22 protein-coding genes are annotated in these 24,726 nt (G+C 70.1%); 9 read left to right on the forward strand and 13 right to left on the reverse strand.

The window, feature by feature from the left end; all coding sequences use genetic code 11:
- The first annotated feature begins 6 nt into the window (after positions 1-6).
- Together RUR_RS14305 and RUR_RS14310 are read left to right on the forward strand one after the other, a co-directional pair.
- Entirely contained in the window at positions 7-720 is a 714-nt protein-coding gene (locus RUR_RS14305; protein ID WP_283135501.1) for an aggregation-promoting factor C-terminal-like domain-containing protein, read from the forward strand.
- Positions 721-804: 84 nt separating this feature from the next.
- A complete protein-coding gene (locus tag RUR_RS14310) occupies positions 805-2,649 on the forward strand; it encodes a glycosyltransferase family 2 protein (RefSeq protein ID WP_283135502.1) in 1,845 nt (614 codons plus the stop codon).
- Between the two features lie 162 nt (positions 2,650-2,811).
- Here RUR_RS14310 and RUR_RS14315 read toward each other — a convergent pair whose 3' ends face one another.
- The 7 genes from RUR_RS14315 to RUR_RS14345 form a co-directional block, all read right to left on the reverse strand.
- Entirely contained in the window at positions 2,812-3,450 is a 639-nt protein-coding gene (locus RUR_RS14315; RefSeq protein WP_283135503.1) for a TetR/AcrR family transcriptional regulator, read from the reverse strand.
- A gap of 102 nt (positions 3,451-3,552) precedes the next feature.
- Complete coding sequence (locus RUR_RS14320; RefSeq protein ID WP_283135504.1) at positions 3,553-4,950, reverse strand: class II fumarate hydratase; 1,398 nt, start codon at positions 4,948-4,950, stop codon at positions 3,553-3,555.
- Between the two features lie 76 nt (positions 4,951-5,026).
- Positions 5,027-7,168 carry a serine/threonine-protein kinase gene (locus tag RUR_RS14325; RefSeq protein WP_283135505.1) on the reverse strand — a complete coding sequence of 714 codons (2,142 nt, stop codon included), beginning with the start codon at positions 7,166-7,168 and terminating at the stop codon, positions 5,027-5,029.
- A 34-nt stretch (positions 7,169-7,202) separates the two neighbouring features.
- The gene (locus RUR_RS14330) at positions 7,203-8,639 is read right to left on the reverse strand and encodes a serine/threonine-protein kinase (protein ID WP_283135506.1); all 1,437 of its coding nucleotides are present in this window, start codon (positions 8,637-8,639) and stop codon (positions 7,203-7,205) included.
- 75 nt (positions 8,640-8,714) lie between these two features.
- Positions 8,715-9,320, reverse strand: a complete 606-nt coding sequence (locus RUR_RS14335) for a superoxide dismutase (protein WP_283135507.1) — start codon at positions 9,318-9,320, stop codon at positions 8,715-8,717.
- Between the two features lie 227 nt (positions 9,321-9,547).
- On the reverse strand, positions 9,548-11,188 hold the full coding sequence (locus RUR_RS14340) for a fumarate hydratase (RefSeq protein WP_283135508.1): 1,641 nt from the start codon (positions 11,186-11,188) through the stop codon (positions 9,548-9,550).
- Positions 11,189-11,236: 48 nt separating this feature from the next.
- Entirely contained in the window at positions 11,237-12,145 is a 909-nt protein-coding gene (locus RUR_RS14345) for a DMT family transporter (RefSeq protein WP_283135509.1), read from the reverse strand.
- A 416-nt stretch (positions 12,146-12,561) separates the two neighbouring features.
- On the opposite strand from RUR_RS14345, the gene RUR_RS14350 reads away from it, so the two are divergent.
- Positions 12,562-13,221 (forward strand): DUF1707 SHOCT-like domain-containing protein, encoded by a 660-nt coding sequence (locus RUR_RS14350; RefSeq protein ID WP_283135510.1) that lies wholly within the window; start codon positions 12,562-12,564, stop codon positions 13,219-13,221.
- A gap of 3 nt (positions 13,222-13,224) precedes the next feature.
- Here the strand turns inward: RUR_RS14350 and glpX are convergent, their stop codons facing one another.
- Entirely contained in the window at positions 13,225-14,274 is a 1,050-nt protein-coding gene (gene glpX, locus RUR_RS14355; RefSeq protein WP_283135511.1) for a class II fructose-bisphosphatase, read from the reverse strand.
- A gap of 75 nt (positions 14,275-14,349) precedes the next feature.
- Here glpX and RUR_RS14360 point away from each other — a divergent pair, with 75 nt between their 5' ends.
- Both RUR_RS14360 and RUR_RS14365 read left to right on the forward strand, forming a co-directional pair.
- Positions 14,350-14,961 (forward strand): TetR/AcrR family transcriptional regulator, encoded by a 612-nt coding sequence (locus RUR_RS14360; RefSeq protein ID WP_283135512.1) that lies wholly within the window; start codon positions 14,350-14,352, stop codon positions 14,959-14,961.
- 4 nt (positions 14,962-14,965) lie between these two features.
- Entirely contained in the window at positions 14,966-15,664 is a 699-nt protein-coding gene (locus RUR_RS14365) for a DUF4245 domain-containing protein (RefSeq protein ID WP_428846994.1), read from the forward strand.
- 310 nt (positions 15,665-15,974) lie between these two features.
- Here RUR_RS14365 and RUR_RS14370 read toward each other — a convergent pair whose 3' ends face one another.
- The 3 genes from RUR_RS14370 to RUR_RS14380 are packed head-to-tail and all read right to left on the reverse strand — an operon-like array spanning position 15,975 to position 18,237.
- Positions 15,975-16,202 carry an exodeoxyribonuclease VII small subunit gene (locus RUR_RS14370; protein ID WP_283135514.1) on the reverse strand — a complete coding sequence of 76 codons (228 nt, stop codon included), beginning with the start codon at positions 16,200-16,202 and terminating at the stop codon, positions 15,975-15,977.
- Positions 16,203-16,206: 4 nt separating this feature from the next.
- Positions 16,207-17,451: an exodeoxyribonuclease VII large subunit gene (gene xseA / locus RUR_RS14375; protein WP_283135515.1), complete on the reverse strand. Its 1,245-nt coding sequence runs from the start codon at positions 17,449-17,451 to the stop codon at positions 16,207-16,209.
- Between the two features lie 42 nt (positions 17,452-17,493).
- The gene (locus tag RUR_RS14380; RefSeq protein WP_283135516.1) at positions 17,494-18,237 is read right to left on the reverse strand and encodes a hypothetical protein; all 744 of its coding nucleotides are present in this window, start codon (positions 18,235-18,237) and stop codon (positions 17,494-17,496) included.
- Between the two features lie 161 nt (positions 18,238-18,398).
- Here RUR_RS14380 and RUR_RS14385 point away from each other — a divergent pair, with 161 nt between their 5' ends.
- Complete coding sequence (locus RUR_RS14385) at positions 18,399-19,361, forward strand: 4-hydroxy-3-methylbut-2-enyl diphosphate reductase (RefSeq protein WP_283135517.1); 963 nt, start codon at positions 18,399-18,401, stop codon at positions 19,359-19,361.
- On the opposite strand, the gene RUR_RS14390 is transcribed toward RUR_RS14385, so the two are convergent.
- A complete protein-coding gene (locus tag RUR_RS14390) occupies positions 19,358-19,930 on the reverse strand; it encodes a DUF6542 domain-containing protein (RefSeq protein ID WP_283135518.1) in 573 nt (190 codons plus the stop codon). The two genes, RUR_RS14385 and RUR_RS14390, sit on opposite strands and share 4 nt — an antisense overlap.
- Before the next feature lie 54 nt (positions 19,931-19,984).
- Entirely contained in the window at positions 19,985-21,304 is a 1,320-nt protein-coding gene (locus RUR_RS14395) for a DNA recombination protein RmuC (RefSeq protein WP_283135519.1), read from the reverse strand.
- 119 nt (positions 21,305-21,423) lie between these two features.
- Between RUR_RS14395 and ychF the strand changes: the two genes are divergently transcribed.
- The 3 genes from ychF (at position 21,424) to RUR_RS14410 (ending at position 24,575) form a co-directional block, all read left to right on the forward strand.
- Complete coding sequence (gene ychF / locus RUR_RS14400) at positions 21,424-22,512, forward strand: redox-regulated ATPase YchF (protein ID WP_283135520.1); 1,089 nt, start codon at positions 21,424-21,426, stop codon at positions 22,510-22,512.
- 169 nt (positions 22,513-22,681) lie between these two features.
- Positions 22,682-23,590 (forward strand): phosphotransferase family protein, encoded by a 909-nt coding sequence (locus tag RUR_RS14405; protein WP_283135521.1) that lies wholly within the window; start codon positions 22,682-22,684, stop codon positions 23,588-23,590.
- A 544-nt stretch (positions 23,591-24,134) separates the two neighbouring features.
- Entirely contained in the window at positions 24,135-24,575 is a 441-nt protein-coding gene (locus RUR_RS14410; protein ID WP_283135522.1) for a GNAT family N-acetyltransferase, read from the forward strand.
- Positions 24,576-24,726 lie beyond the last annotated feature (151 nt).

The following is a 24,726-nucleotide window of genomic DNA, read 5'->3' on the forward strand; positions in this document are numbered from 1 at the left end:
GGGGGCGTGAGCGCACGTCGACGGCAGGAATCCAGGAGAGGCGAGGACCACGGGTATCCGGTGGTGCGGAAACCCGGCTGGTCCATGGCCCGCAAGATCTCGATGGGGCTCGGTCTGGCGGGGGTCGCCGCCCTCGCCGTGGTCACCACGATCACCGCGATCGAGAACGAGAACCGGCCGCCGACCAAAGAGCTGGCCTTCACCCCCGAGGACATGGCGCGGATCCTCGACGATCCGTTCTCCGCGGACCCCAAGATCGACACCCTCAAGGCCGCGGCGGTGCAGGCGTACCGCGCCGACCAGCTGAAGAGCGGCCGGGACCAGCGACCCTTCGACCTCGTCGACCGTCCGGAGCCGCCCAAGAAGGAGGGGGAGAGCGGCTTCCCCATCCCCAACGTCCCGCCCGGCCCGCCGCCGGACCCCGGCAGCAACAAGGGGATCGGCAAGGCGATGAACGCCGCCCAGGGCTGGGACGGCGAATGGGGCTGCCTGGAGAAGCTCTGGACCAAGGAGAGCGGGTGGAACCACCGCGCCCAGAACCGGTACAGCGGGGCGTACGGCATCCCCCAGGCGCTGCCCGGCCGGAAGATGGCCAGCGCGGGCGCCGACTGGATGACCAACCCCGCCACGCAGATCAAGTGGGGGCTCGGGTACATCAAGGGGCGCTACGGGAGCCCGTGCAAGGCGTGGGGCTTCTTCCTGAGCAAGAACTGGTACTGACCACCGGTCTATTTCCCGGTGCGAACTCGTTCAGTTTTCGGCAAGACGGCTGATCGGCTCGCCTTCTAGCCCCACTCTGGGCGCATGGGTGTGAAGCTCACCGTGATCGTGGCAGCGCGTGACCCCGGTCCCGCCGGGCAGGCCTGCGTGCGATCGCTGCAGGAACAGTCGATGCGGGCGATCGATTACGACGTGGTCTTCATCGATCGGGGCTCGGTGGACGGGACGGCCGAGCATCTGGACGCCGTCGTCGCGACGAGCCCCAACGTCCGCCTGTTCCGGGTGGAGCCCGAGGTCGACCCGGGGCGGTGCTGGAACCTGGGGATCGCCGAGGCCGAGGGCGAGTACGTCTACCTGATCGACGGGGAGGACCGGCTCCGGCCCGACGCCCTGCGGCGGATGCACGCGGTGGCGACCGCCGGGGACGCGGACGTCCTGGTGGGCAAGGTCTCCAGCGCCGGGCGGCCCCGGGAGGTCTTCCGCAAGAACCGGGAGCGCGCCGACATCCTCCGCGACCACCTGCTGCAGGACCTCACCGCGCGCAAGCTCTTCCGCCGCGGCTTTCTGCGGGCCGAGGGGATCGAGTTCACCGAGCGGGGCGGGGAGCAGGTCTTCGTCCTGGAGGCGTACCTCAAGGCCAAAGTGGTCAGCGTGCTCGCCGACTACCTCTGCTGCGAGCGGGGCGACGCCAGGCCGGGGCTGACCGAGATCGACGCGGTCCTGGACGTGATCGACGCCTGCACCGAGCCCGGCCCCCAGCGCGACCGCCTCTACGCACACTGGCAGCGGGTCGCGCTGCGGCGCGGCGAGTCGCTGGAGCGGTTCCCCGTCGACGTCGACAGATACCTTCCCCTCGCGCTCAGAAACCGGGCGACCCTCACCAGGGAGGGGCATCTGGCCACGCTCGCGGAGCTGGCCCGGGCCGAGCACCCGATGGGCCTGCGCTGCGCCGTACAGGACCTGTCCTGGGACGCCGGGGTGGTGGTGATGGACCTCACCGCGGAGCTCGTCTATCCGGGGGGCGAGAGCGTACGGCTGACCCGGGAGGGCGACCGGCTCCTGCTCCGCCCGCCGGTGGAGTCGGTGGAGGCGCTGGACGTCACCGACGCGGTGGAGGCCACCCGGCTCGACGTCTTCGTCCAGGGGCGGGAGGATCGGGAGGAGTACTTCCTGCCCGCGATCCGCAAGGTCGAGGTGGATGAGACCGGCCGGATCCTGGTGACCGCGCAGGCCCGGCTGGACGTCGGCTCGGCGGGGCTGGGCCGGCCGCTCGCCGAGGGCACCTGGGACGTCCACGTCCGGATGCGCTGCGGTGGGTACGGCGCGCAGGCGCCGCTGGGGCCGCCCGGCTCCGAACAGGCCGGGCGGACCCGTCCCGGCGCGCTCGCCGGCTACCCCAAACGTCTCGTCGTCCCCTACTGGACCCCGGAGCGGACGCTGAGCCTGCGGGTGCAACCGGGCTCCTTCATCGAGTCGATCGCCCTGGTCTCGGAGGAGACCCGGGTGGCCCGGCGGGACGGCCACGTCTACGTGGGGCTCCCGGTGCCGTACGTCCCGCCGAGCGGCGGCCCTGCGGTGGAGCTGGTGCTGCGCTCCGGGGACCGCGCGGTCCTCGCCCCCGCCCTGGTCGAGCCGGGCCCGTCGGGGCGGCTGCCGGGTCAGCTGATGGCGAAGGTGCCGATCGGGATGTTCCAGGTCGCGGGCTCGCTGGGGCCGGGAAGCTGGACCGCCGCGCTCTGCGCCGAAGGGGAGGAGACGGAGCTGCGCTGGGGCCTTCAGGTGGCCGTGACGGGGCGGGTGACGGTATGCGTCGAGTCCCCGGCACCGGGTGTCGCCCACCGCCTGGGCGAGCTCTCCCTCGGCGTGGTCCAGCGGATGCCCCGCGTCCTGCGCCTGGTACGAGCCCTGCGCGCCGCCCACCGCAGGTGACCGGACCGCCGCACCGCCGGTACGGGCTCCGCGTGCCACGTCTCCGGCGTTCGGCGGTACGTGACCGGGGCGGACGTCGTACCGGACGCTTGTCGCGGGCGGCGGGCATGGGAGCACCGCCGTGTGGCGGTGGGGACACGGCGGTCTCGGGATATGGCGGGATCAGGGAGGTTGTCGGAAGGTGGGGCGGCGGGTGCCGATCATGCGGATCACCAGGCCGGCGTAGAGCTCGCCGATCTCCTCGGGTTTCCTGGGCTCGCCGTCGGAGTACCAGCGGACCACGTCGACGCCGAGGGACAGGATCGCGAGCGCGGTTCCGGCGAGGTCGTCGATCTCGAATTCCCCGGTCGCCACGCCCCAGTCCAGGAGTCCTCGCAGCATCGCCTCGAACTCCCAGCGGAGCGCGGTGATCTCCCGGTACTCGTCCCGCGACAGCGAGCCGAGTTCGTACTGCATGACGCGTGCGGCCTCGCGGTGGCGGGCGTGCCAGGCGGTGAACGCCCGGATGAGGAGACAGATCGACTCGGTGGGCGTCATCGCCCCGCCGACCGCCCGGCGGACCTCGTCCAGCAGGTGGAGGTGCCCGGATCGGGTGATCGTGTAGAGCAGGGCGGCTTTGGCGGGCTGGGCGTCGTGGAGCTCGGCCGGGCGGAGCCCCGCGCGTCGGATGATCGCCTGCGTCGAGGTGCCGTGGTAGCCGCGCTCCGCCATGACCGCGGTCGCCGCGGTGAGCAGGCGGCGTACGGTCTCCGTCGGAGTGGGGGTCCAGAAGTCGGAATCGGGTGTAACGTGCTCGTCCACGTGAACCTCTCGTTGGCCGGCCGTTACTCCGATATCGTACGCAACTGGGTTAAATGACGTATCTCCGGCCTCCCTGTTTACTCCGCCACCGCGAAATCCGGATCAGGCCCGGGGCGGCCGGGTCATCGCCAGGACGTCCAGCACCCGATCCAGCCGCTCCTCGGTGAGCGTGCCGTTCGCGACGTGCCCTCGCTCGATCACGACGTCACGGATCGTCTTGCGCTCGGCGAGCGCCTGTTTGGCGATCCTGGCGGCCTCCTCGTAGCCGAGGTAGGGGTTGAGCGCCGTCACGATCGCGGGCGAGGACTCCGCGTACCGCAGGTTCTCCTCGACGTTGGCGGTGACACCGGCGACACAGCGGTCGGCGAACAGGCGGGAGACGCTGGCGAGGAGCCGGATCGACTCCAGCAGGTTCCCGGCGATGACCGGCAGCATCACGTTGAGCTCGAAGTTCCCGGAGGCGCCCGCGAACGTGACGCAGGCGTCGTTCCCGATCACTTGGGCGGCGACCATGCAGACCGCCTCGGGGATGACCGGGTTCACCTTGCCCGGCATGATCGACGATCCCGGCTGGAGGTCGGGGATCACGATCTCGGCCAGACCGGCGCGCGGCCCCGAACCCATCCACCGGATGTCATTGGCGATCTTGTTCAGCCCGACGGCGATCGTCTTCAGCTGCCCGGAGAGCTCGACGAGGGCATCCCTGGCGCCCTGGGCCTCGAAGTGGTCACGCGCCTCGGTGAAGGGGAGCCCGGTGCTCTCCCCCAGCTCGGCGACGACCCGCTCGGCGAAGCCCGGCGGGGTGTTGAGCCCCGTCCCCACGGCGGTCCCGCCCAGCGGCAGCTCGGCGACGCGGGGCAGCGAGGCCTGGAGCCGCTCGATGCCGAGCTCGACCTGGGTCGCGTAGCCCCCGAACTCCTGGCCCAGCGTCACCGGGACGGCGTCCATCAGATGGGTGCGCCCGGCCTTGACGACGGAGGCGAACTCGGCCGACTTGGCCTCCAGCGCGGTCGCCAGATGCTCCAGCGCGGGCGTGAGGTCCTCGGCCACCGCCACCACGGCCGCGACGTGGATCGAGGACGGGAAGACGTCGTTGGACGACTGGGAGGCGTTGACGTGGTCGTTGGGGTGCACGGGACGGCCCAGCCGCTCGGCGGCGAGCGTGGCGATCACCTCGTTGGCGTTCATGTTGCTGGAGGTGCCGGAGCCGGTCTGGAACACGTCGACCGGGAAGTGCTCGTCCCAGATCCCCGCGACGATCTCGTTCGCCGCGGCCTCGATCGCCGCGGCCAGCTCCGTGTCGATCACGCCGAGCTCTCCGTTGACCTTCGCGCACGCGGCCTTGATCCGGCTCAGCGCGGCGATGTGCGCCCGCTCAAGACCCCGTCCGGAGATGGGGAAGTTCTCCACCGCCCGCTGGGTCTGAGCCCGCCATTTGGCGTGGCCGGGCACCCGGACCTCGCCCATGGAGTCGTACTCGATACGGAATTCTGTGGTCATGTGTCCAGTCTGCCAAGAGGCGGACGGGAAGTACCCGGCGGCACGAGAACGCGGGGCCCGTGCCGCCGGGCGGTCTTCAGGACCCGCCGACGCCCTTGGGCACGGCGGGGCGGAACGAGGCGAGCACGGCGTCCAGCGGGCCGGCCTGCCACCGGCTCTCGGGGGCGGTCCAGGAGAGGGCGTAGTGGGGGCCTTCACCCGGCGCGAGCACGATCCTGGTGAGCACGCGGAAACGTTCACCGCCGTCGGTGTAGACGAACTCCCAGTCCAGTGAGTCCGTGCCCGGGTAGGGGTTGGGGTTCAGGGCGGCGGTCCGGGTCCGCTCGTAGCCGGGGTAGCGCGGCTTGTAGCGCTTCTCCAGCTCGGCCAGCGCGGCGTCCAGGTCCCGCGCCTCCAGCTTGACCCGGCTGACGCGGAGGAATCCGTCGTCGTGGGGGGAGCGGAATTCGACGTCGTCCCCGGAGCCGTCCGGGGTCATGGTGTCGGGCACGTCGATCGTGAACCCCATCGGGTCCTTGTGCCGCTTGAATCCCTGGGGGACACCGTCCTCGGGATTCCCCGTCGGTGCCGGCTTGGTGGCGGTCGACGCGGGGGACTTGGTCGGCTGCGGCTCGGTGGGAGTGGACTCGGGGGACTTGGTCGGCGCGGAGCCGCTCGCGGTCGGGGTCGAGGGCGCCGGTACCCGGTTCGCGGTGTTCTCCCGGCCGGAGCCGCTGAGCGCGCTCGTCACCACGAAGGCGATCACGACCAGACCCATCACCCCGGCGAAGATCAGGAGGATGAGGCCCGCCCCGGACTTCTGCTTGCCCGTCTTGGCCGGGGGCGGCGGAGGGGAGGACGATCCGAAGACGTCGTGGAAGGCGCCGCCGTCCCGCCGTACGACCGTGGTCGCCGGGTCGGCCGGCGCGGACCCCGCGCCCGGCGTCCACGGGCCGGGCTCGGGACCGGCGGCACCGGGCTGGAACGCGGGCGGGGACCCCGCGCCCGGCGTCCACCCGGGCTCGGGTCCGGCGGCGGCCCCGGGCGGGGACCCGGCCGTGAAGGTGGGGGTGAAGGAGGGGGTGAACCCCGGGGAAGGGTTCTGTGCGACGCCGGGCGCCGGGGGCGGCGCGGCGGGGAGATCCGCCGGGGATCCGGGACGGTTCGGCGAAGCACCCCAGATCGGCGAGGGGACCACCGGTGGCGGCGGAGCGGTTCTGGGCGGACGGGAGATCGCCCGGGTGCGGTCCAGGTCCGGCCGGTCGCCGTCCCCGGCCACGGGGGCGTCCGACGTGAAGTTCGCGGCGTTGTCGTAGGAGCCGGTGGCGGGGAGGTCGGCGACGACCGGGCCCACCGGTTCGGGTACGGGCCGCGCCGGGACCGGCGTAGGCGTGACCTCGGCGGCCGGGGCCGACTCCGGGGTGGCGCCGCGGGCCACGGAACGGAGCAGGGTGGCCGCTTCCTTGGCCGAGAGCCGGGCGGCCGGCTCCTTGCGGAGCAGCCCTTCCAGCAGCGGGCGGAGCGGCCCGGCCTGGCGCGGCGTGTCGGCCTCCTCCTGGAGGAGCGCGTTGATCGTCGCCATGACGGAGCGGCGTTCGAAGGCGGCCCGGCCCTCGACCGCGAAGTAGAGGGTCGCGCCGAGCGACCAGAAGTCGGACTCAGGCCCGGTGTACTCACCGCGCGCCCGTTCCGGCGCGGTGTAACCGGGGGAGCCGATCACCATCCCGGTCTTGGTCAGATCGGGGTCGGAGTGGAACTTGGCGATGCCGAAGTCGGTGAGGACGACCCTGCCGCCTTCGGTGAGCAGGACGTTGCCCGGCTTGACGTCCCGGTGCAGCACGCCCTTGGCGTGCGCGACCCGGAGCGCCTCGAGCAGGTCCTCGCCGATCTCCGCCACGACCCGGGGGGAGAGGGGGCCGTCCTGCTCGATGATCTGTTCCAGCGAGCGCGCGTCGACCAGCTCCATGACGATCCAGGGACGGTCGTCCTCGGTGACCACGTCGAAGACGGTGATGACGGACGGGTGCTGGACCTGGGCCGCCGCCCGTGCCTCGCGGACGGTTCGCTCGCAGAGCTCGACCTGCTGTTCCCGGTCGAGTCCCTTGGGGAGGGTCACCTCTTTGACGGCGACCGTACGGTTCAGGAGCTGGTCGCGAGCCCGCCAGACCGTGCCCATACTGCCTCGGCCCACGGGATCGACCAGCTCGTAACGCCCAGCGAGCAAACGCTTCTCAGGCATGCCTCGACGATAGCGGCAAGACTTGACGCCCGCTTTACCCTGACTTGCACGCGTGCCCGGATCCGCAGTGCGCGACGTCCACGGCCCGGTTCGCCCGCGCGATGTTGCTGAAGATCAAAATCATGAGCAGCGCGGAGACCACCACCCCCGCCATCAAGGTGAACCTCCGCCAGTCCCGGGACGGCTTCGGCTCCGGTTTCCGGTGCGCGGCCCTGGAGGTCGGCCGCGGCGGACGGGAGGAGGCGAGCCTTCTCGGCACCCCCCACCGGGACTCGTTGATCTTCCTGGGCAGGACGTTCCACGGGAAAGCCGGTGCGTCGGCCGCCACGGGCGGTGGCGACGCCCGATGCGCTCCGCCCCGGTGCCTGGGGGCGGGAACCTGCGTCCGGTACGCCTGCGACCCCTGATCAGGCGGCCCGTACGCCTGCGACCCCGGATCCATCGACCCGTACGACGGCGGCCCGTACTGCTGCGGTCCTCGCGCGAGGTCGCCGTGGCGGTGGGTATCCGTGACGGGCTCGGACACGTGGGGGCCGTGGGACAACCCGTGGACCGGGCGGATCGGGGTCTCGGCGGCACGTGCCGGACGGATCTGCGGATACGGCGGGCGCACCTGGAACGGGCCCCAGGCGGGGCGCTCCTCGGCCTCGCGGCCCGCCGCGACCCGGGCCAGCATCAGGGCCGCGGCGGCCCCGTCCAGCCGGGTGTTCGGGTCGATGCGGAGCAGTCCGTTGAGCACGGGCGCGAGCGGCCCGGCGAGGCTCATCGGGATGGGCTCCCCGCTGGTCAGCGCGGCCAGCGCCGCGGCGGCCGTACGGCGGCCGTGCAGCCCGCGACCCTCCACCGCCGTGTACAGCGTGGCACCGAGGGACCACAGGTCCGCCGCGGAGCCCGCCTGGGCGCCGAGGACCCGCTCGGGGGCGATGTAGCCGGCGGAGCCGAGGACGATCCCCGCCTGGGTGATCGGGACGTCGCCTTCGAGGAGCGCCAGGCCGAAGTCGGTGAGGACGACGCGGTCGTGCTCGGCCAGGAGCACGTTGCTCGGCTTCACGTCCCGGTGGAGGATCCCCTTCGCGTGCGCGGCGCGGAGCGCGCTGAGCACCTGCCTGCCGATCTCGGCGACCCGGCGGGCCGGGATCGGGCCGTCCTGGCGGACGACCTCCTCCAGCGAGCGGGCTTTGAGGAACTCCATGACGATCCAGGGACGGTTGTCCTCCAGGACGACGTCGAAGACCGTGATGACGGAAGGGTGGGCGACCCGAGCGGTCGCCCGCCCTTCGCGTTCGGTCCGTGCGCAGAGTTCCTTGCGCAGATCCTCGTCCAGCACGAGTGGAAGGCGCATCTCCTTGACCGCGACATCACGGTCGAGGAACTCGTCTTTCGCCCGCCAGACAGTACCCATACCGCCACGACCGACTGGATCAACGAGCCGATACCGCGCAGCGAGCAGATATCCGGGCGGGGCACGCATGGCTGTGAGGATACCTATAGGTGCGTTCCGGTCTGTACCCGATCGAGTAGCGGACCGGGAACGTGTCGCGATTCGTCAGCTGACGCCACGGGCCGCGTCGAAGCGGGCCTTGACGTCATTCCAGTTGATCAGATCCCAGAGCTTTTGCACATAGTCCGGGCGGACATTCTTGTACTGCAGGTAGTAAGCGTGCTCCCACGCGTCGAAGACCAGCAGCGGAGTGGTGCTCATGCCCACGTTGCCGTGGTGGTCGTAGACCTGCTCGACGATGAGCCTCTTGCCCAGCGGCTCCCAGGCCAGCACGCCCCATCCCGAACCCTGGACGGTCGCGGTGGCGGTGGTGAGCTGCTTGCTGAAGGCGTCGAACGAGCCGAAGTGCTCGTCGATGGCGGACGCGAGGTCGCCGTCGGGGCGGTCGCCGCCGTCCGGGGAGAGGTTCTGCCAGAAGATCGTGTGCAGCACGTGGCCGGAGAGGTTGAACGCGAAGGTCTTCTCCAGACCGACCAGGCCGCCGAACTCCTGCTTGTCCCTCGCCTCGGCCAGCTTCTCAAGGGTGTCGTTGGCACCCTTGACGTAGGCCGCGTGGTGCTTGGCGTGGTGCAGCTCCAGGATCTGCCCGGTGATGGCGGGCTCCAGAGCGGCGTAGTCGTAGGGCATATCGGGAAGCGTGTACGAACCCATAACCTTCCTCGGTTTCGTATTGAGAGCAAGGTGTAACCAAAGGCCATCCTGCACCATGGCATCGGGCGATCCTGCGGCATCCCCCCATACGGGAGGGGAAAAAGCGCCCTGGCCTCCGCGGTCTTCCTGGGTCGTCTACCCGCGGCGATCCCGGCCAACCATCCGATCAACGATCTTCGCACGGTACGGGTCACGCCCGGCTCACCGGGCGTGACCTGTGGAAACCGTCAGCGCCGGCCGATCCGCAGCGGGGCCGGGCCGGGGTCTTTGAAGAAGTCGTTGCCCTTGTCGTCGACGACGATGAAGGCCGGGAAGTCCTCCACCTCGATTTTCCAGACGGCCTCCATGCCCAGCTCCGGATACTCCAGGAGCTCCACCTTGCGGATGCAGTCCTGGGCGAGCCGGGCCGCGGGACCGCCGATGGAGCCGAGATAGAAGCCGCCGAACCGCGCGCAGGCCTCGGTCACCTGCTTGGACCGGTTACCTTTGGCGAGCATCACGAAGGAGCCGCCGGCTTCCTGGAAGCGCTCCACGTAGGAGTCCATCCGCCCGGCGGTGGTGGGGCCGAAGGAGCCGCTGGCGTAGCCTTCCGGGGTCTTGGCGGGGCCCGCGTAGTAGACCGCGTGGTCCTTGAGGTACCGGGGCATCGGCGCACCCGAGTCCAGCAGCTCGGCGATCTTGGCGTGGGCGATGTCCCGGGCGACCACCAGCGACCCGTTGAGGGAGAGCCGGGTCTTCACCGGGTGCTTGGCGAGCTCGGCGCGGATCTCGTCCATGGGCCGGTTGAGGTCGATCCGGACCACTTCGTCGGTGAGCTGGTCGTCGGTCGTCTCCGGCAGGTATCGCGCCGGGTCGGTCTCCAGCCGCTCCAGGAAGACCCCGTCCCGGGTGATCTTGGCCAGTGCCTGCCGGTCGGCCGAGCAGGACACCGCGACGGCGACCGGGAGCGAGGCGCCGTGCCGGGGCAGCCGGATCACCCGGACGTCGTGGCAGAAGTACTTCCCGCCGAACTGCGCGCCGATGCCGAGCTTCTGGGTGAGCTCGAAGACCTTCTCCTCCAGCTCGCGGTCGCGGAAGCCGTGCCCGGTGATCCCGCCTTCGGCCGGGAGGGAGTCCAGGTACCGGGCGGAGGCGTACTTGGCGGTCTTCAGCGCGAACTCGGCGGAGGTGCCGCCGATGACGATCGCCAGGTGGTACGGCGGGCAGGCCGCCGTACCGAGGGAACGGATCTTCTCCTCCAGGAAGGCCAGCATGCGCCCCTCGTTCAGGATCGCCTTGGTCTCCTGGTAGAGGAAGGACTTGTTGGCCGAGCCGCCGCCCTTGGCCATGACCAGGAGCTTGTAGGCGTCGTCGCCCTCGGCGTAGAGCTCGACCTGGGCGGGGAGGTTGTTCCCGGTGTTCTTCTCCTCCCAGGTGGTCAGCGGTGCCATCTGGGAGTACCGCAGGTTGAGCCGGGTGTAGGCGTCGTAGACCCCCCGGGAGAGGTGCTCGGCGTCCCGGCCGTCGGTGAGGACGTGCCGGCCCCGCTTGCCCATGATGATCGCCGTACCGGTGTCCTGGCACATCGGCAGGACACCGCCGGAGGAGATGGCCGCGTTCTTGAGCAGGTCGAGCGCGACGAACCGGTCGTTGGGCGAGGACTCGGGGTCGTCCAGGATCTTCCGGAGCTGGGCGAGGTGGGTGGGGCGCAGCAGGTGGGAGATGTCGTGGATCGCCGTCTCGGCGAGCAGGCTGAGGGCCCCGGGGTCGACTTCCAGGAAGGTACGGCCCGCGGCCTCGACCGTTCTGACCCCCTCAGTGGTGATCAATCGGTACTCGGTCTCGTCGGGGCCGAGCGGGAGCAGGTCGGTATAGGCGAACTCGGGCATCGCGTCTTCCTCGTCACGACATACGGGTCGCCCCCAGGGTACGGCCCGTCACCGGCGGATCTCATCCGGGAGGGTCGTCGCCCCCGTGACCTTGGGCTTTTCCGGGGAGAGCCCGATGAGAACGCCCAGGATGACCAGGAACGCGCCGCCGAGGTCCCCCGGGGTCGGCGTGCCCAGCCCCAGCAGCAGTGTGCCGATGATCGCCCCCACGGGCATCATCCCGGCGAACAGCCCGGCCCGGTCCACGCCGAGTAGGGGGAGCGCGGTGTACCAGAGGAAGAAGGCGCCCGCGCTCACCACCGTGCCGAGATAGATCAGGGAGAGGGCCTCGGCCATGCTCGGGATCCGGAACGCCCCCGTGCCGTCGAAGGCCAAGCCGACCACGATGAACATCGGGATCGAGGTCACCGTCGTGTAGGCGGAGATGCGTACCGCCCCGAGCTTGGGCAGGAGCGGGATGGCCAGCAGGGAGAAGCACACCTCGCAGGCGAGCGCGCCGAGGGAGTAGAGCAGGCCGGGGAGGTTCCCGCTGCCGAGACCGGTGCTGAGCGTGGCGCCCGCCACGACGATCGAGGCGGCGGTGACCACGCGGACGGAGGGCCGGCGTCCGGCGGCGAGCGGTCCGGCGATGGCCAGGATCAGCGGGACCGAGCCCACGATCGTGCCGAGCAGGGTCGGGCTGGAGTGCCGGGCCGCCTCGATGACGAAGACGTTGAACAGGACGAGCCCGGTGGCCGAGAGCGCCAGCAGGTACAGCGTCTCGCGCCGCGTCAGCCGTACCCAGCCCAGGCCCATGGCTCCGGCGATGCCGATCAGCAGCACGGCGGCGAGGGTGTACCGCAGCGCCTGGCCGCCATAGATCGGATAAGTGCCGACCAAGGCGGACACGGCGGCGAGCGTGCCCACGAGAAACATGGCGGAGGTGGCGCAGAGCGCGCCTCTCACTGTTCTGGTCATGAGGAAGAATCTAGATAGCTATTGGTCCAAAGTATTGGTCCAATGCATGGCAAATCTAGTGGTCCATTCCTGAGTCGCCGATCCGGATGATCACTGTGTCGTGTGCACGTCGGCGGGTGCGTCCAGCGCGACGATCACGGGAATGCGGGGGCGATTGGGCCTCTTTGTCGAAAATGAGTTAGATTCGCGTCGCGGTGAGGTTTGGCCGTCTTTGGGTCAACGGCGGCCGTGGCCGATCCGTCCGCTCGTGATCACCGTGTCTTCCGTGTTCTGGCACTGGGGAGGACGCGGTGATCACGGCGGGCTTCGGCCGCGCACGACCGGAGGCGCCCTCGGCGGTTTTCGAGCGGACTCCCGGGGCCTCGCTCAGGGATTCGCCGGATGTCATCCACCCACGCGGGATATATCGTCGAAGGGTGGACCAACGATCTCCGTCCCCCTGGGACCCGCGTCGGATCGCCGAGCAGGTCGGCTTGCCGGTGACCGCGCGGGGCGACGCGCCACGGCCCGAGGAGCTGCGCGCCTCCGACGCCGATCGGGAACGCGTCGTCGACGTGCTCCGCGAAGCCGCCGCGGACGGGCGGATCACCGCCGTCGAGCACGAGGAGCGGATCGAACGCGTCTACCGGGCCCGCACCCTGGGAGAGCTGGTCGTCGTCACCGCGGATCTGCTCGCCCCCGACGAGCAGCCGCTGCAAATGGACACCCGGCCGGTGTCGGTCTTCTTCCGCTCCGACGAGCGCAAGGGACGGTTCGTGGTCCCGCCCCGGTACCCGGTCACCGCCTTCTTCGGCAACGTCACGCTGGACCTGCGCGAGGCGCTCCTCCAGACGCACCACGTCAGCCTCAACCTGTCGGTGATCTGCGGCAAGGTCACGTTGATCGTGCCGCAGGGGGTGCGGATCGAGATGTCGGCCTCGGTCGTGGTGGGGGGGCGGAACAACAAGGTCCCGCCCCCGGCCGACCCGGGGGCGCCCACGATCGAGATCGACGGATTCGTGCTGCTGGGCGAGGTGACGGCGAAGTCGCCCAAGCCGCCTAAGGCACGGTGGTTCGGCCGGCGCAGACCGGCCTGACCGTCACTGGGCGCTGTCGAAGTTGATCGCGCTGTAGGCGCGGAGCTTCCAGAGCTGGTGCTCGCTTTCGATCTTGCGGATGGTGCCGCTGCGCCCCCGCATCACCAGCGAGCCGGTCACCGCGCCGCCGCCGCGATACCGGACCCCGTGCATCAGCTCGCCGTCGGTGATCCCGGTCGCCGCGAAGAAGACGTCGTCGGAGCGGACCAGGTCGTCGGTGAGCAGCACCCGGTCGAGGTCGTGTCCGGCCTCCACCGCCTTCCGGCGCTCCTCCTCGTCCCGCGGCCAGAGCCGGCCCTGGATCACCCCGCCCAGGCACTTGATCGCGCAGGCCGCGATGATGCCCTCCGGGGTGCCGCCGATGCCGAGCAGCATGTCCACCCCGGTCCCGTCCCGGGCCGCCATGATCGCGCCGGCCACGTCGCCGTCGGTGATGAACTTGATCCGGGCGCCCGCCTCCCGGACCTCCTTGACGATCCGGTCGTGCCGCGGCCGGTCCAGGATCACCACGGTGACGTCGGAGGCGGAGCAGCCTTTGGCACGTGCCACAGCCGCGACGTTGTCGGCGACCGGGGCGTTGATGTCCACCGCGGAGGCGGCGTCGGGGCCGGTGACCAGCTTCTCCATGTAGAAAACCGCGGAGGGGTCGTACATCGAGCCCCGGGAGGAGACCGCGATGACCGAGATCGCGTTGGGCATGCCGAGCGCGGTGAGCCGGGTGCCGTCGATCGGGTCCACGGCGACGTCGCAGTCCGGCCCGTTGCCGTCCCCGACCTGCTCGCCGTTGTAGAGCATGGGGGCGTTGTCCTTCTCGCCCTCGCCGATCACCACCACACCGTTCATCGACACCGTGTTGATCAACTGGCGCATCGCGTTCACCGCGGCTCCGTCGGCGCCGTTCTTGTCGCCTCGCCCCACCCAGCGGGCGGCGGCCATCGCCGCGGCCTCGGTGACCCGGGTGAGCTCAAGCGCGAGGTTGCGATCGGGGGCGTGTTCGCCGGCGGCGAGGGCGGCGGGCACCGCCGTCGTCGTCGTGGACGTGTGGTCGGACATGTTGATCAGCCCCTCTGTCATGTGCGGTTGTGGTCGGAGTGCTCAAAACGACATCGGACGATAATGTCAGCCACCATGAGGAGTGATACCCAGCAGCCCACGGTGGCCGACCCCCGGCCCCGGCACTCGGAGCGGGGTGCTGCGACGCGAGGCGCGATCCTGGCGGCGGCGCGGGAGATCTTTATCGCGAGCGGCTTCGCCGAGACGAGCGTCAACGAGGTGGTATCCCAGGCCAAAGCCAGTGTCGGCAGTCTTTATCATCACTTCTCCGGAAAAGCCGATCTCTATCACACCCTCTACGAGGAATTTCAGCGCCGGCAGGTCCAGCGCACCCGGCAGGCCCTCCACGACGCCCGTGCCGAGGGCGAGACCGACCCGATGCGCCTGTTCATCGCGGGTGCCCGGGCCTACCTCGAAGGCTGCTTCGCGGAGCGCGACCTGTCCGCCCTCTTCCTCAGAGGCGACGGCCCGCCCGGCTTCGAGCTGGTCATGCAGGATCGGCTCAGGCAGTGGGCCAAGCGTAACGCCGCCCTCTTCGACGACGACGAACCGGCCCTGGTGGTCGTCATCACCGGTGCACTCTCCTCCGTCGTCTCCGAGATCTCCCTCTCCGAGGACGAGGAGGCCTCCCGTCGCCTGGCCGAGGACGCCCTGGCCATAATCGCGGCCATCCGGCGGCCCGGGTAGCCTCATGTCCGTGCGCTTCGCCCAAGGTTTCTCCGGATACATCGTCGCCATGCTGGTCTGCCTGGCGGCGGTGGCGGTCTTTCTGGTGATCACGCCGCAGCGGGACACCCAGCACATCCCGAAGATCGACTACCAGCCGGCCGTCTGGGAACTCCGCCGCCAGGCGCCGTATCCCGTCCACGTGCCCGAGGGACTGCCCGCAGGCTGGATCCCCACCAGTTCCCGGGTGGAGACCACCGAGATCGAGACCAAGTCCGTGAAGGGTGTCGAGCACGAGACCGAGACCGTCACGGTCGACACCATCACGACCGAGCCCGACCCCGCCGAGGGAAGCGAGACCGCGTCCCCTGACGCCGAGGCCGGCTCCGAAGACGGGGCGAAGGGCGAAGCGGTGACTTGGCGGCTCGGCTTCACCACCCCGCTCCTTGAGCACGCCATGCTCGCGCAGAGCAACGAGGACCCGACCGAGTTCGCCAACCGGATGGCCAACAGCGACAAACCGGTCGGCACCCAGCAGGTCGGCTCAGTGACCTGGGAGCAGCGGTTCCGCGAGGACAAGAAGCAGCGCACCCTGATCCTCAAGCGACCCGGGGTCACCCTCGTCGTCACCGGCACCGCCGGCTGGGAGGAACTCGGCCGCCTCGCCGTCTCCCTCCGTGCCGAAACCCCCGTCACACCCACCCCGGTCCCATCCGCGAGCTGATCCCCGCACGGCCGCGCCGTCTCCGAGCAGGGGGCCGTCCCCGCACCGGGGTCGGAGCGCACGCTCGTTCTCAAACGACCCGAGGCCACCCTCGTCATCACCGGCACCGCGAGCTGGGAGGAACCCGGGCTGCTCGCCGCCTCCCTTCGCCCTCAGACCCTGTCAAGCCCGTCACCGCCCCAAGCGGCCGACCGTACGGGCCTGAGCCGTACGGCGTGAGTGCTCACCGCCCGTGCCTGCGGCGGCAGCGCCGAGCCCGAGCTCGGCGGGTGTGGGAGAGGCTGGGCCGCCGGCCTGAGGCCGTACGGGGTCAGAAGGGGGCTTTGGCGCCGGGGGATGGTTCTTCGCGCTCGGCCATGGCGGCGGCGAGCTTGACGCGGGCGCCTTGGAGCCATTCCTCGCACAGGGCGGCGAGTTTCTCGCCCCGTTCCCAGAGCTCCAGGGACTGCTCCAAGGTGAGCCCGCCCGCCTCCAGGCGGCGGACGACCTCGGTCAGCTCTTCGCGCGCCTTTTCGTAGGGGAGTTTCTCCTCGGCCATGACATCACTCTAGAGGTTGCGGCGGACCTTCCGGCCGGTTCTCGTCGCCGGACTCGGCCCGGGCGCCGACCCTGCCGTCGGTGAAACGCAGGCTGAGCGCCTCGCCGGGCGCGACGTCGTGCGCAAGCCGTACGACATGTCCGGACTCGTTCTGCACGATGGCGTAGCCCCGTTCCAGCGTCGCCGCAGGGGAGAGCGTCACCAGCCGGGCGCGGGTGTGGCCCAGGCCGTCCTCGGCCCGGTCCAGTGCGCCTCGCAGGCTGCGGCGGGCGCGGTCGCGGAGCCCGGTCACCTGCTCGGCCCGGCGTTCGATCTCCCTGATCGGATCGGCGAGCGCGGGCCGGGTCCGTACCGCCGACAGCCATGCCCACTCGCGCTGCAGCCAGCCGCCGATGTGGCGCCGCCCCCGGTCGCGGAGCTGATGCACCAAGGCCAGCTGTTCCCCCACATCGGGCACCACGCGCTTGGCCGCGTCGGTCGGGGTGGAGGCGCGCAGGTCGGCGACGTAGTCCAGCAGCGGGTTGTCCTGCTCGTGGCCGATCGCGCTGACCAGCGGGGTCCGGCAGGCGCTCGCGGCCCGGACCAGCGCCTCGTCGGAGAAGGGCAGCAGGTCCTCCAGCGACCCACCGCCCCGGGTGATGACGATCACGTCCACCTCGGGGTCGGCGTCGAGCCGCTTCAGCGCGTCGATCACCTCGCCGACCGCATACGGGCCCTGGACGGCCACCGCCTCCACCTGGAACCGCACCGCGGGCCAGCGGCGGCGGGCGTTCTCCACCACGTCGCGCTCGGCGGCTGAGTCACGGCCGCAGATCAGCCCGACGGTGCCCGGCAGGAAGGGCAGCCGCCGCTTGCGTTCGGGCTTGAACAGCCCTTCGGCGGCGAGCACCCCCTTCAGGCGTTCGAGCCTGGCGAGCAGCTCTCCGACGCCCACCGGCCGGATCTCCAGCGCGGTGAAGGCGAAGGTGCCCTTGTTGACCCAGAAGTCGGGTTTGACGTGCACGACGACGCGGGCGCCGTCGACCGGCCGGGGCAACGTCGCCTCGTAGACCTGCCTGGGGCAGGTCACCCGGGCGGAGACGTTGGCCACGGGATCGCGCAGCGTCAGGAAGACCGTGCCGCCGCGGACGGCAAGCTCGGTGATCTGGCCCTCCACCCAGATCCGGCCGAGCTTGGCGATCCAGCCGCCGACCATCTGGAGCACGGTCCTGACCGGTACCGGCGCTTCGGGTGAGGATTGCTGGGTCACCCCGCCAACCCTATTGCCCGCGGGCGCCCGCGGCACCGCCGCTTAGTGTGACTTCAGCTTCGCCAGGCGCTTCTCGTACATCTGGAGCACGTCCGGGCGCGCCGCGTGCCCCTTCTCGTAGGTGATGAGCGCGGTCATCCGGGCCGCCGTGGTCCCCCGCAGCCGGGCGCGGAGCGAGTTCAAGGAGAGCTTGGCGTACCCCTCGAAGGGCTCGCCCGGGATCGCCTTGGACTCCACCACGGTCCCCTTGGCGGCCGCGGCGGGCTTCACGGGCTTGGCGGCCCTCGCCGGCTTGGCGGCCGGCCGGCCGGCGGCTCGGGGCTTGGCCGCTTTGGCCGCCTTGGCGGCGGCCGGGGCCTTGGAAGCGGCCGGGGCCTTGGCGGCGGGCTTGCGGCCCTTGGCCGCGGTGGTGGCCGTGGCCCTGGTCCGCTTGGGCTTCTCGGCCGCCTTGGCCGCGGTCTTCGCGCCGGCCCGGGGCCGGAACACGGCGGGCTCCTCACGCCGCCGCTCCGCGCCGTCGCTCGCCGGCCGGGGCGCGAAGATCATCGGCTCCCGGCGGGTGGACGGCCTCTCCTCGGCCTCCCGCTCCTCGGCGCCCAGGTCGCCGGTGAGCTGCTTGAGGGCGGTCCTGATCTGATCGCCCACGAGCAGGGCCTGACCCACGCCGCTGAGCGCGGTCTGGAAGAGGAACAGCGGAAGGTCTCTGGCCCGGTCCCGGAGTTCGGACGGGTCCTCCATCACCTCGCGCACCGTCTTGGTCACCGTGCTCACCAGGTCACGGATCATCGCGGTGGCTCCTTCTGGAGGAGTTTCGTGGTATTCATCACGTTTATTGCGGTGGCTGGTGGACCCCGCACTGGACACTGTGTCGGACATAGGATCACTCTGCCTCATAGCTGGCTCATCTCCCCGTCAGACTCCACGTGTACCCCGAATACCATGGACTCATGACCTCGATGAACCGGCGGCGTGTCCTGGTGGCCAAACCACGCGGCTACTGTGCGGGGGTCGACCGCGCGGTACAGGCCGTGGAGAAGGCGCTTGAGCAGTACGGCGCGCCGATTTACGTCCGTAAGCAGATCGTGCACAACACGCATGTCGTGCAGACCCTGGAAGAGCGTGGAGCGATCTTCGTCGAGGAAACCGAGCAGGTGCCGGAGGACGCCATCGTCGTCTTCTCCGCCCACGGCGTGTCCCCCGCGGTGCACGTGGAGGCGGCCCAGCGGGGCCTGCGGACCATCGACGCCACCTGCCCTCTCGTCACCAAGGTGCACAACGAGGCCAAGCGTTTCGCCGCGCAGGACTACGACATCCTGCTGATCGGCCACGAAGGGCACGAGGAGGTCGAGGGCACCGCGGGTGAGGCGCCCGACCGCATCCACCTCGTGGACGGCCTCGCCGGTGTCAACCAGGTCCAGGTCAAGGACCCGGAGCGGGTCGCCTGGCTCTCCCAGACCACGCTCTCGGTGGACGAGACCAACGAGACCGTCGCCGCGCTCAAAGGACGGTTCCCCAACCTGCTCGACCCGCCGAGCGACGACATCTGCTACGCCACCCAGAACCGCCAGGTCGCGGTGAAGGAGATCGCCAAGCAGGCTCAGCTCGTCATCGTCGTCGGCTCGGACAACTCCTCCAACTCCGTCCGCCTGGTGGAGGTGGCCGTGGACGCCGGAGCGGACGCCGCCTACCTGGTGGACAACGCGTCCTTCATCCAGGAGGCGTGGCTGGAGGGCGTGGACACGGTCGGGCTGACCAGCGGGGCGTCGGTCCCGGACGAGCTGGTCGCCGGGGTGCTGGCCAAACTCGCCGCACACGGCTTCGACGAGGTCGAAGAGGTTTCCTCCATCGAGGAGAACGTCCGGTTCGCCCTCCCGCACGAGCTTCGCCGCGACCTCAGGGCCGCCATCTAACCGGTGCGGCTCTCCCGATCCTCACGGGTCATGCCGTAGGTGCGCGGCTCGTAGTACCCCTCGGGTTCCGGCGCGAACTCGGGGGGTTTGGGGGCCTCGGGCTGCTCCCCGCCGCGCAGAGCCTCCCGGAGATCCCGGACGTTCCCCGCCAGGCCCCGGACCAGGGCGATCACCAGGACCAGCGCCGACCCGCCGAACATCCACGGGGCGCCGCCCGACAGGGCGGTGAAAAGCCCGATTCCCAGCCCCTGCAGGAGTGACCCGCCCAGCGCCTTGACGAACTCGGCGGCGAACGTGGCCAGGAAGAACATCAGCGGAGGGGTCACGACGAGGGAGAGCAGGTCGGCGGAGCGGACCAGGAAGGCGACGCCCAGGCACACCGCGACGAAGCAGAGGCCGCCCAGGAACGGCACGGCGAAGGGCCCGGCCGTCAGCTGCCCGGCCAGGGTGACGGCCACGATGAGCAGGGTCGCCCCGCGGGCGGTGAGCCGGACGCCCGGCTCCCTCCCCGACCGGCCCGCGACCGGGGCCGTGGGCCCCGGCCGTACCGAAGACAGCTGATCGGTCACCGTCGTCCCCCTCCCGAGTATGCGGCGGGTCGGCGAAGACCCACACCAGGACGCCTACGACAAGTCTCGCGCCAACCTACCGTTTGCGGGAGGTGGAAGAGCGATGTTTGCCGCCGGGTCGACCTGCGCGGACGGCTCGATCAGCTCGGCGGCGGAGAGGGATCGGGGCGTCTGATCGACCGGGTCCGGCGTGTCGAGAGCCGCGTCCACCACCCCCAGATCCTGGAGTTTCCTGGCGGTCACCAGGACCCGGCTCTCCATCGAGCCGACCGTCCGGTTGTAGGACTCCACGGCCTTGCCGAGCGCCTTGCCCAGGCCGTCGAGCGACCGGCCCATCCCGCCGAGCCGCTCGTAGAGCTCCTTGCCCAGCTCGAACACCGCCTGGGCGTTCTCGCTCAGCGCCGCCTGCTGCCACGCGTAGTGCGCCGTACGGAGCATCGTGATCAACGTGGTCGGGGTGGCGATGTGCACCCGGCGGCGCATCGCGTGCTCCAGCAGCTCCGGGTCGTGCTCCAGCGCCGGCGCCAGGAACGCCTCGCCCGGGATGAACAGCACCACGAACTCCGGCGCCGGACTGAACGCCTGCCAGTACGGCTTCGCGGCCAGCCGGTCCACATGCTCGCGCAGATGCCGCGCGTGCGCCTGCAGGCGGAGCGCCCCCGCCTTGGCGTCCTCGGTCTCGGCGGCCTCCAGGTACGCCGCGAGCGAGACCTTGGAGTCGACCACCACGTTCTTGCCGCCCGCCAGCCGGATCACCATGTCGGGCCGGACCGTCCCGTCCGCGGTCGAGGCGACGGCCTGTTCGTCGAAGTCGCAGAACCTCGCCATCCCGGCGAGTTCGGCCACCCGGCGCAGCTGCAGTTCCCCCCACCGACCCCGGGCCTCGGGCCGCTGCAGCGCGCGGACCAGCGACTGGGTCTGGGCGCGGAGCTGATCCGAGCTTTTCCGGACGAACTCCACCTGCTGGGCGAGCTCGGCGTGGGAGGTCCGCCGCCCCGAGTCCGACTCGCGGATCTGGGCCTCCAGCCGCTCCAGCGCCTCCCGCAGCGGCGTGACCAGGTGCTCGACCGCCTGTCTGCGCTGCTCCAGATCGCCGGAGGCCTCGGCGCGCGAGGCGGCCAGCCGACTCTCGGCGAGTTCCAGGAAACGCAGGTTGTTGACGTCCAGCGCCCGGGTGGACAGCGCCTGGAAACGTTCGGTGAGGCGCCCCTCCGCATGCTCCTCGGCCGCGTGAGCCCGGGCCTCCGCCGCGGCGGCGCGGGTGGCCGACTCCACGATCGCGGCCGAGGTCCTCGCCCGGCCGAGCGCCAGCCCGATCGCGACACCCGTGCCGAGCCCGATGAACAGTCCGAGGAGGAGAGCCGTGACGTCCATGCCCGGCATGCTCGCAGGACATCCCGGGCGTTCGACGCCCGACACGCCCGGGATCCGGTACGGGCCGCAGGCCGTACACGCGGAGCGGGCCGGGGGAAAGGCCAGTAAACTCACCGAACGTGAGCCTGTCCATCGGTATCGTCGGCCTGCCCAACGTCGGTAAGTCCACGGTGTTCAACGCCCTGACCAAGAGCGCCCACGCGCTCGCCGCGAACTACCCCTTCGCCACCATCGAGCCCAACGTCGGCGAGGTCGGCGTGCCCGACCCCCGCCTCGACGCACTGGCGAAGATGTTCGGCTCGGCGAAGATCCTCCCGGCCCGGGTGAAGTTCGTGGACATCGCGGGGCTCGTCCGGGGCGCCTCCGAAGGCCAGGGGCGGGGCAACCAGTTCCTCGCCAACATCCGGGAGACCGACGCCATCTGCCAGGTAATCCGCGTGTTCACCGACCCCGACGTGACCCATGTGGACGGCGGCGTGGACCCGGGGCGGGACATCGAGACGATCAACACCGAGTTGATCCTCGCCGACCTGCAGACCCTGGAGAAGGTCATCCCCCGGCTCACCCGGGAGGTGCGCGGCTCCAAGGAGAAGAAGGCGCTGCTGGACGCGGCCGAGGCGGCCTCCAGGCTGCTCGACTCCGGGCAGACCCTCTTCGCCGGCGCGGCGGGCGCGGGGATCGACCTGGCGGAACTGCGGGAGTTCCACCTGCTTACCGCCAAGCCGTTCCTGTACGTCTTCAACCTCGACGCAGACGAGCTGGTGGACGAGGCCCTCCGGGCCAAGCTCTCCGCCCTCGTCGCCCCCGCCGAGGCGGTCTTCCTCGACGCCAAGATCGAGTCTGAGCTGGTGGAGCTCCCCGACGACGAGGCGCTGGAGCTGCTCCAGTCGGTCGGCCAGGAGGAGTCCGGCTTCGCACAGCTCGCCCGGGTCGGCTTCAACGTCCTCGGCCTGCAGACCTACCTGACCGCGGGCCCCAAGGAGGCCCGGGCCTGGACGATCAAGCAGGGGGCCACGGCGCCGGAGGCCGCGGGCGTCATCCACACCGACTTCCAGCGCGGCTTCATCAAGGCCGAGATCGTCTCCTTCGACGAGCTGACGGCCGCCGGTTCCATGGCCGCCGCCCGCTCCGGCGGCAAGGCCAGGATCGAAGGCAAGGACTACGTCATGCGCGACGGCGACGTCGTGGAGTTCCGCTTCAACGTGTAGCGGCCGGTCGGCGCGGACCGTGCACAAGCACGCGCCGATTCGTGTGAGTGCTTGACTGCGGAGCGTTACTTTCATTGGACGCTTGATATCCTGCGCCCAATGAAAGAATCGCCGAGCCTGCTCCCCCTCCTGCGATCCCGCCTGCAAGTGAGTTCTCCGAGCGTGCACGGTGACTGAACACCCCGCCATCCTGAATGACCTGGCCGGACGGTGGGGGTTGAGCGGCCTGGAGTTGATCGGCAGGGGACTGGAGTTCTCCGCGTACCGGGCCCGGCGGCAAGACGGGGAACCCGTTGTGGTTCGGCTCGCCCCTCGGCGGTACGACTCGAACGCCAATGATCCTCATGTGGACACCCGCGCCCTGCTTGCCCAGGAATACGAGCTCACTCGGTATCTGGCGGCCTACGGCTTGCCGGTGGCACAGCCGATGGAGCTGATCCTGGCGGACGAGTCGTCATCCTCCGACGCGTTGCTGACCACATATGTCCACGACGACGGTTCGGATCTCGACTCCTTTGCCCTGGGGCGGCTCCTCGCCCGCCTTCACAGTGTGCCACCGCCACGCCTGAGGCCGGTCGCGTCCGAGGGAATGCCCACAGCCGGGGCGATCGCCGCACGCATTCGGCGCCGGTGGGGTGAGATCGGCCGGTACATCGGCGACTGGTCGGAACCGCCAGATCCGTCACTCATCAGCAGACACCTCAGCGGCGTTACCGAGGACAGTCTCATCCACCTCGATATCCGCAGCGACAACACTCGGCGGCGGCGTGGCAACGTCGTCGCCCTGCTGGACTGGTCGAACGCCCTGCTCGGCTGTTCCGCCGTGGAGTTCGGGCGACTGACGGAATACGCCCGATACCCCGAAAACGGGCTTGATTTGGCAGCGATCCGCAGCGGATATGCGGAGACGACTGCGGTTCCCCCCGACAATGATCCCGCGCTGTCGGTGTGCCGACTGGACGCCGCGTTGATGCTTGCTCTCGTCTTCCTGGCCGAGGCGCCCGATCCGATCCGCGGCCCCGCAGCGGCGGACCATGCACGGGAGATCGCACACACTGTGACCACACTCCGCATGTGAAAGCCGGTGGGGCCATGGTTCGGTGGGTTTGGTGCGTCTCACCACCTCAGGACTACGTCTTCGCCCCAAGAACTTCACTGTTGGGGAACCGCCCTATCGGTACTCGGCGATGTCGATCGTGTTGGACGACTCGTATCTGAACCATGGGAGGTCAGGCGGTGGGTGGTGGTTTCGGTGCGGAGCCAGGTGAGGTAGGCGTCGTCGCCGGTGGTGACTGGGATAGCGATGATCTCGGGGTGTCGTCGCAATCGTACTGCTGCACCCGGAGCATGCGCGATGGCGCACGTCGTGGAGTTCCGCTTCACGTCTGACCCGCTGCTCTCACCGCGTGGCCCCCGAACCGTGCCACCGACTCACGAAGGGTGACACAGTTCGGTGCGTTCCACCGCCCTGGGATTACGTCTTCGCCCCATGGGTTTCACCGATCCCATTACTGTGGTGATACCCAACATCATGGGAGTGAGCCGCCTTGTATGTCATGCGTCGAGCCGCTCCCTCGGACCGGGATCACGTTGAGAGATTCGTCGCGAGCCGCTTCACGTGGATGGCCGATCAGGGTGTCATTCTGTGGCCTCAGACACCCGGCGAGATCGCTGACAGGAGTCTCTCCGCACACGCGCCCATGTGGGTCCTGGTCGGCGACGACAGTCTGCCCATCGGCATGACGATGCTCCTTGAACAGACCGGCACCGCCATCTTTACCGAGGAAGAGCGAGCTGAGAGCTGCTTCCTCTTGGCAAACACGGTCACCGATCCGGCATATGCGGGCAAGGGACTGGGGACCAGGATCGCCCATTGGGCCGTCGACCGAGCTGCGCGGGAGGGCAAGCGGTGGGTCCGGCGCGTAACCACCGAGGATCGACTGGTCAAGTACTACGAGACCCAGGGGTTCACTCTGCTCCGGACACGGGAGTACAAGGGGAACATGATCAATGCCCTTCAGCGGCCTGCTGAGCAGCTCGATGCGCTGGCCACTCAGGATTAGGAATGAGCGAGCGCGGGGCCGGTAGACACCCGCGCTCTACCTGCTAGGTCGCAGTTGGCGACCTAGTAGGGGTTGTCGTCACCCGCGTTACATGAGCACTTCTCGGACTCGACGACAGCCTCAAGATCGCTGACGAACTCGATCTCCGTGA

This window comes from Rhizohabitans arisaemae (assembly GCF_025996515.1).
GTDB lineage: Bacteria > Actinomycetota > Actinomycetes > Streptosporangiales > Streptosporangiaceae > Rhizohabitans > Rhizohabitans arisaemae.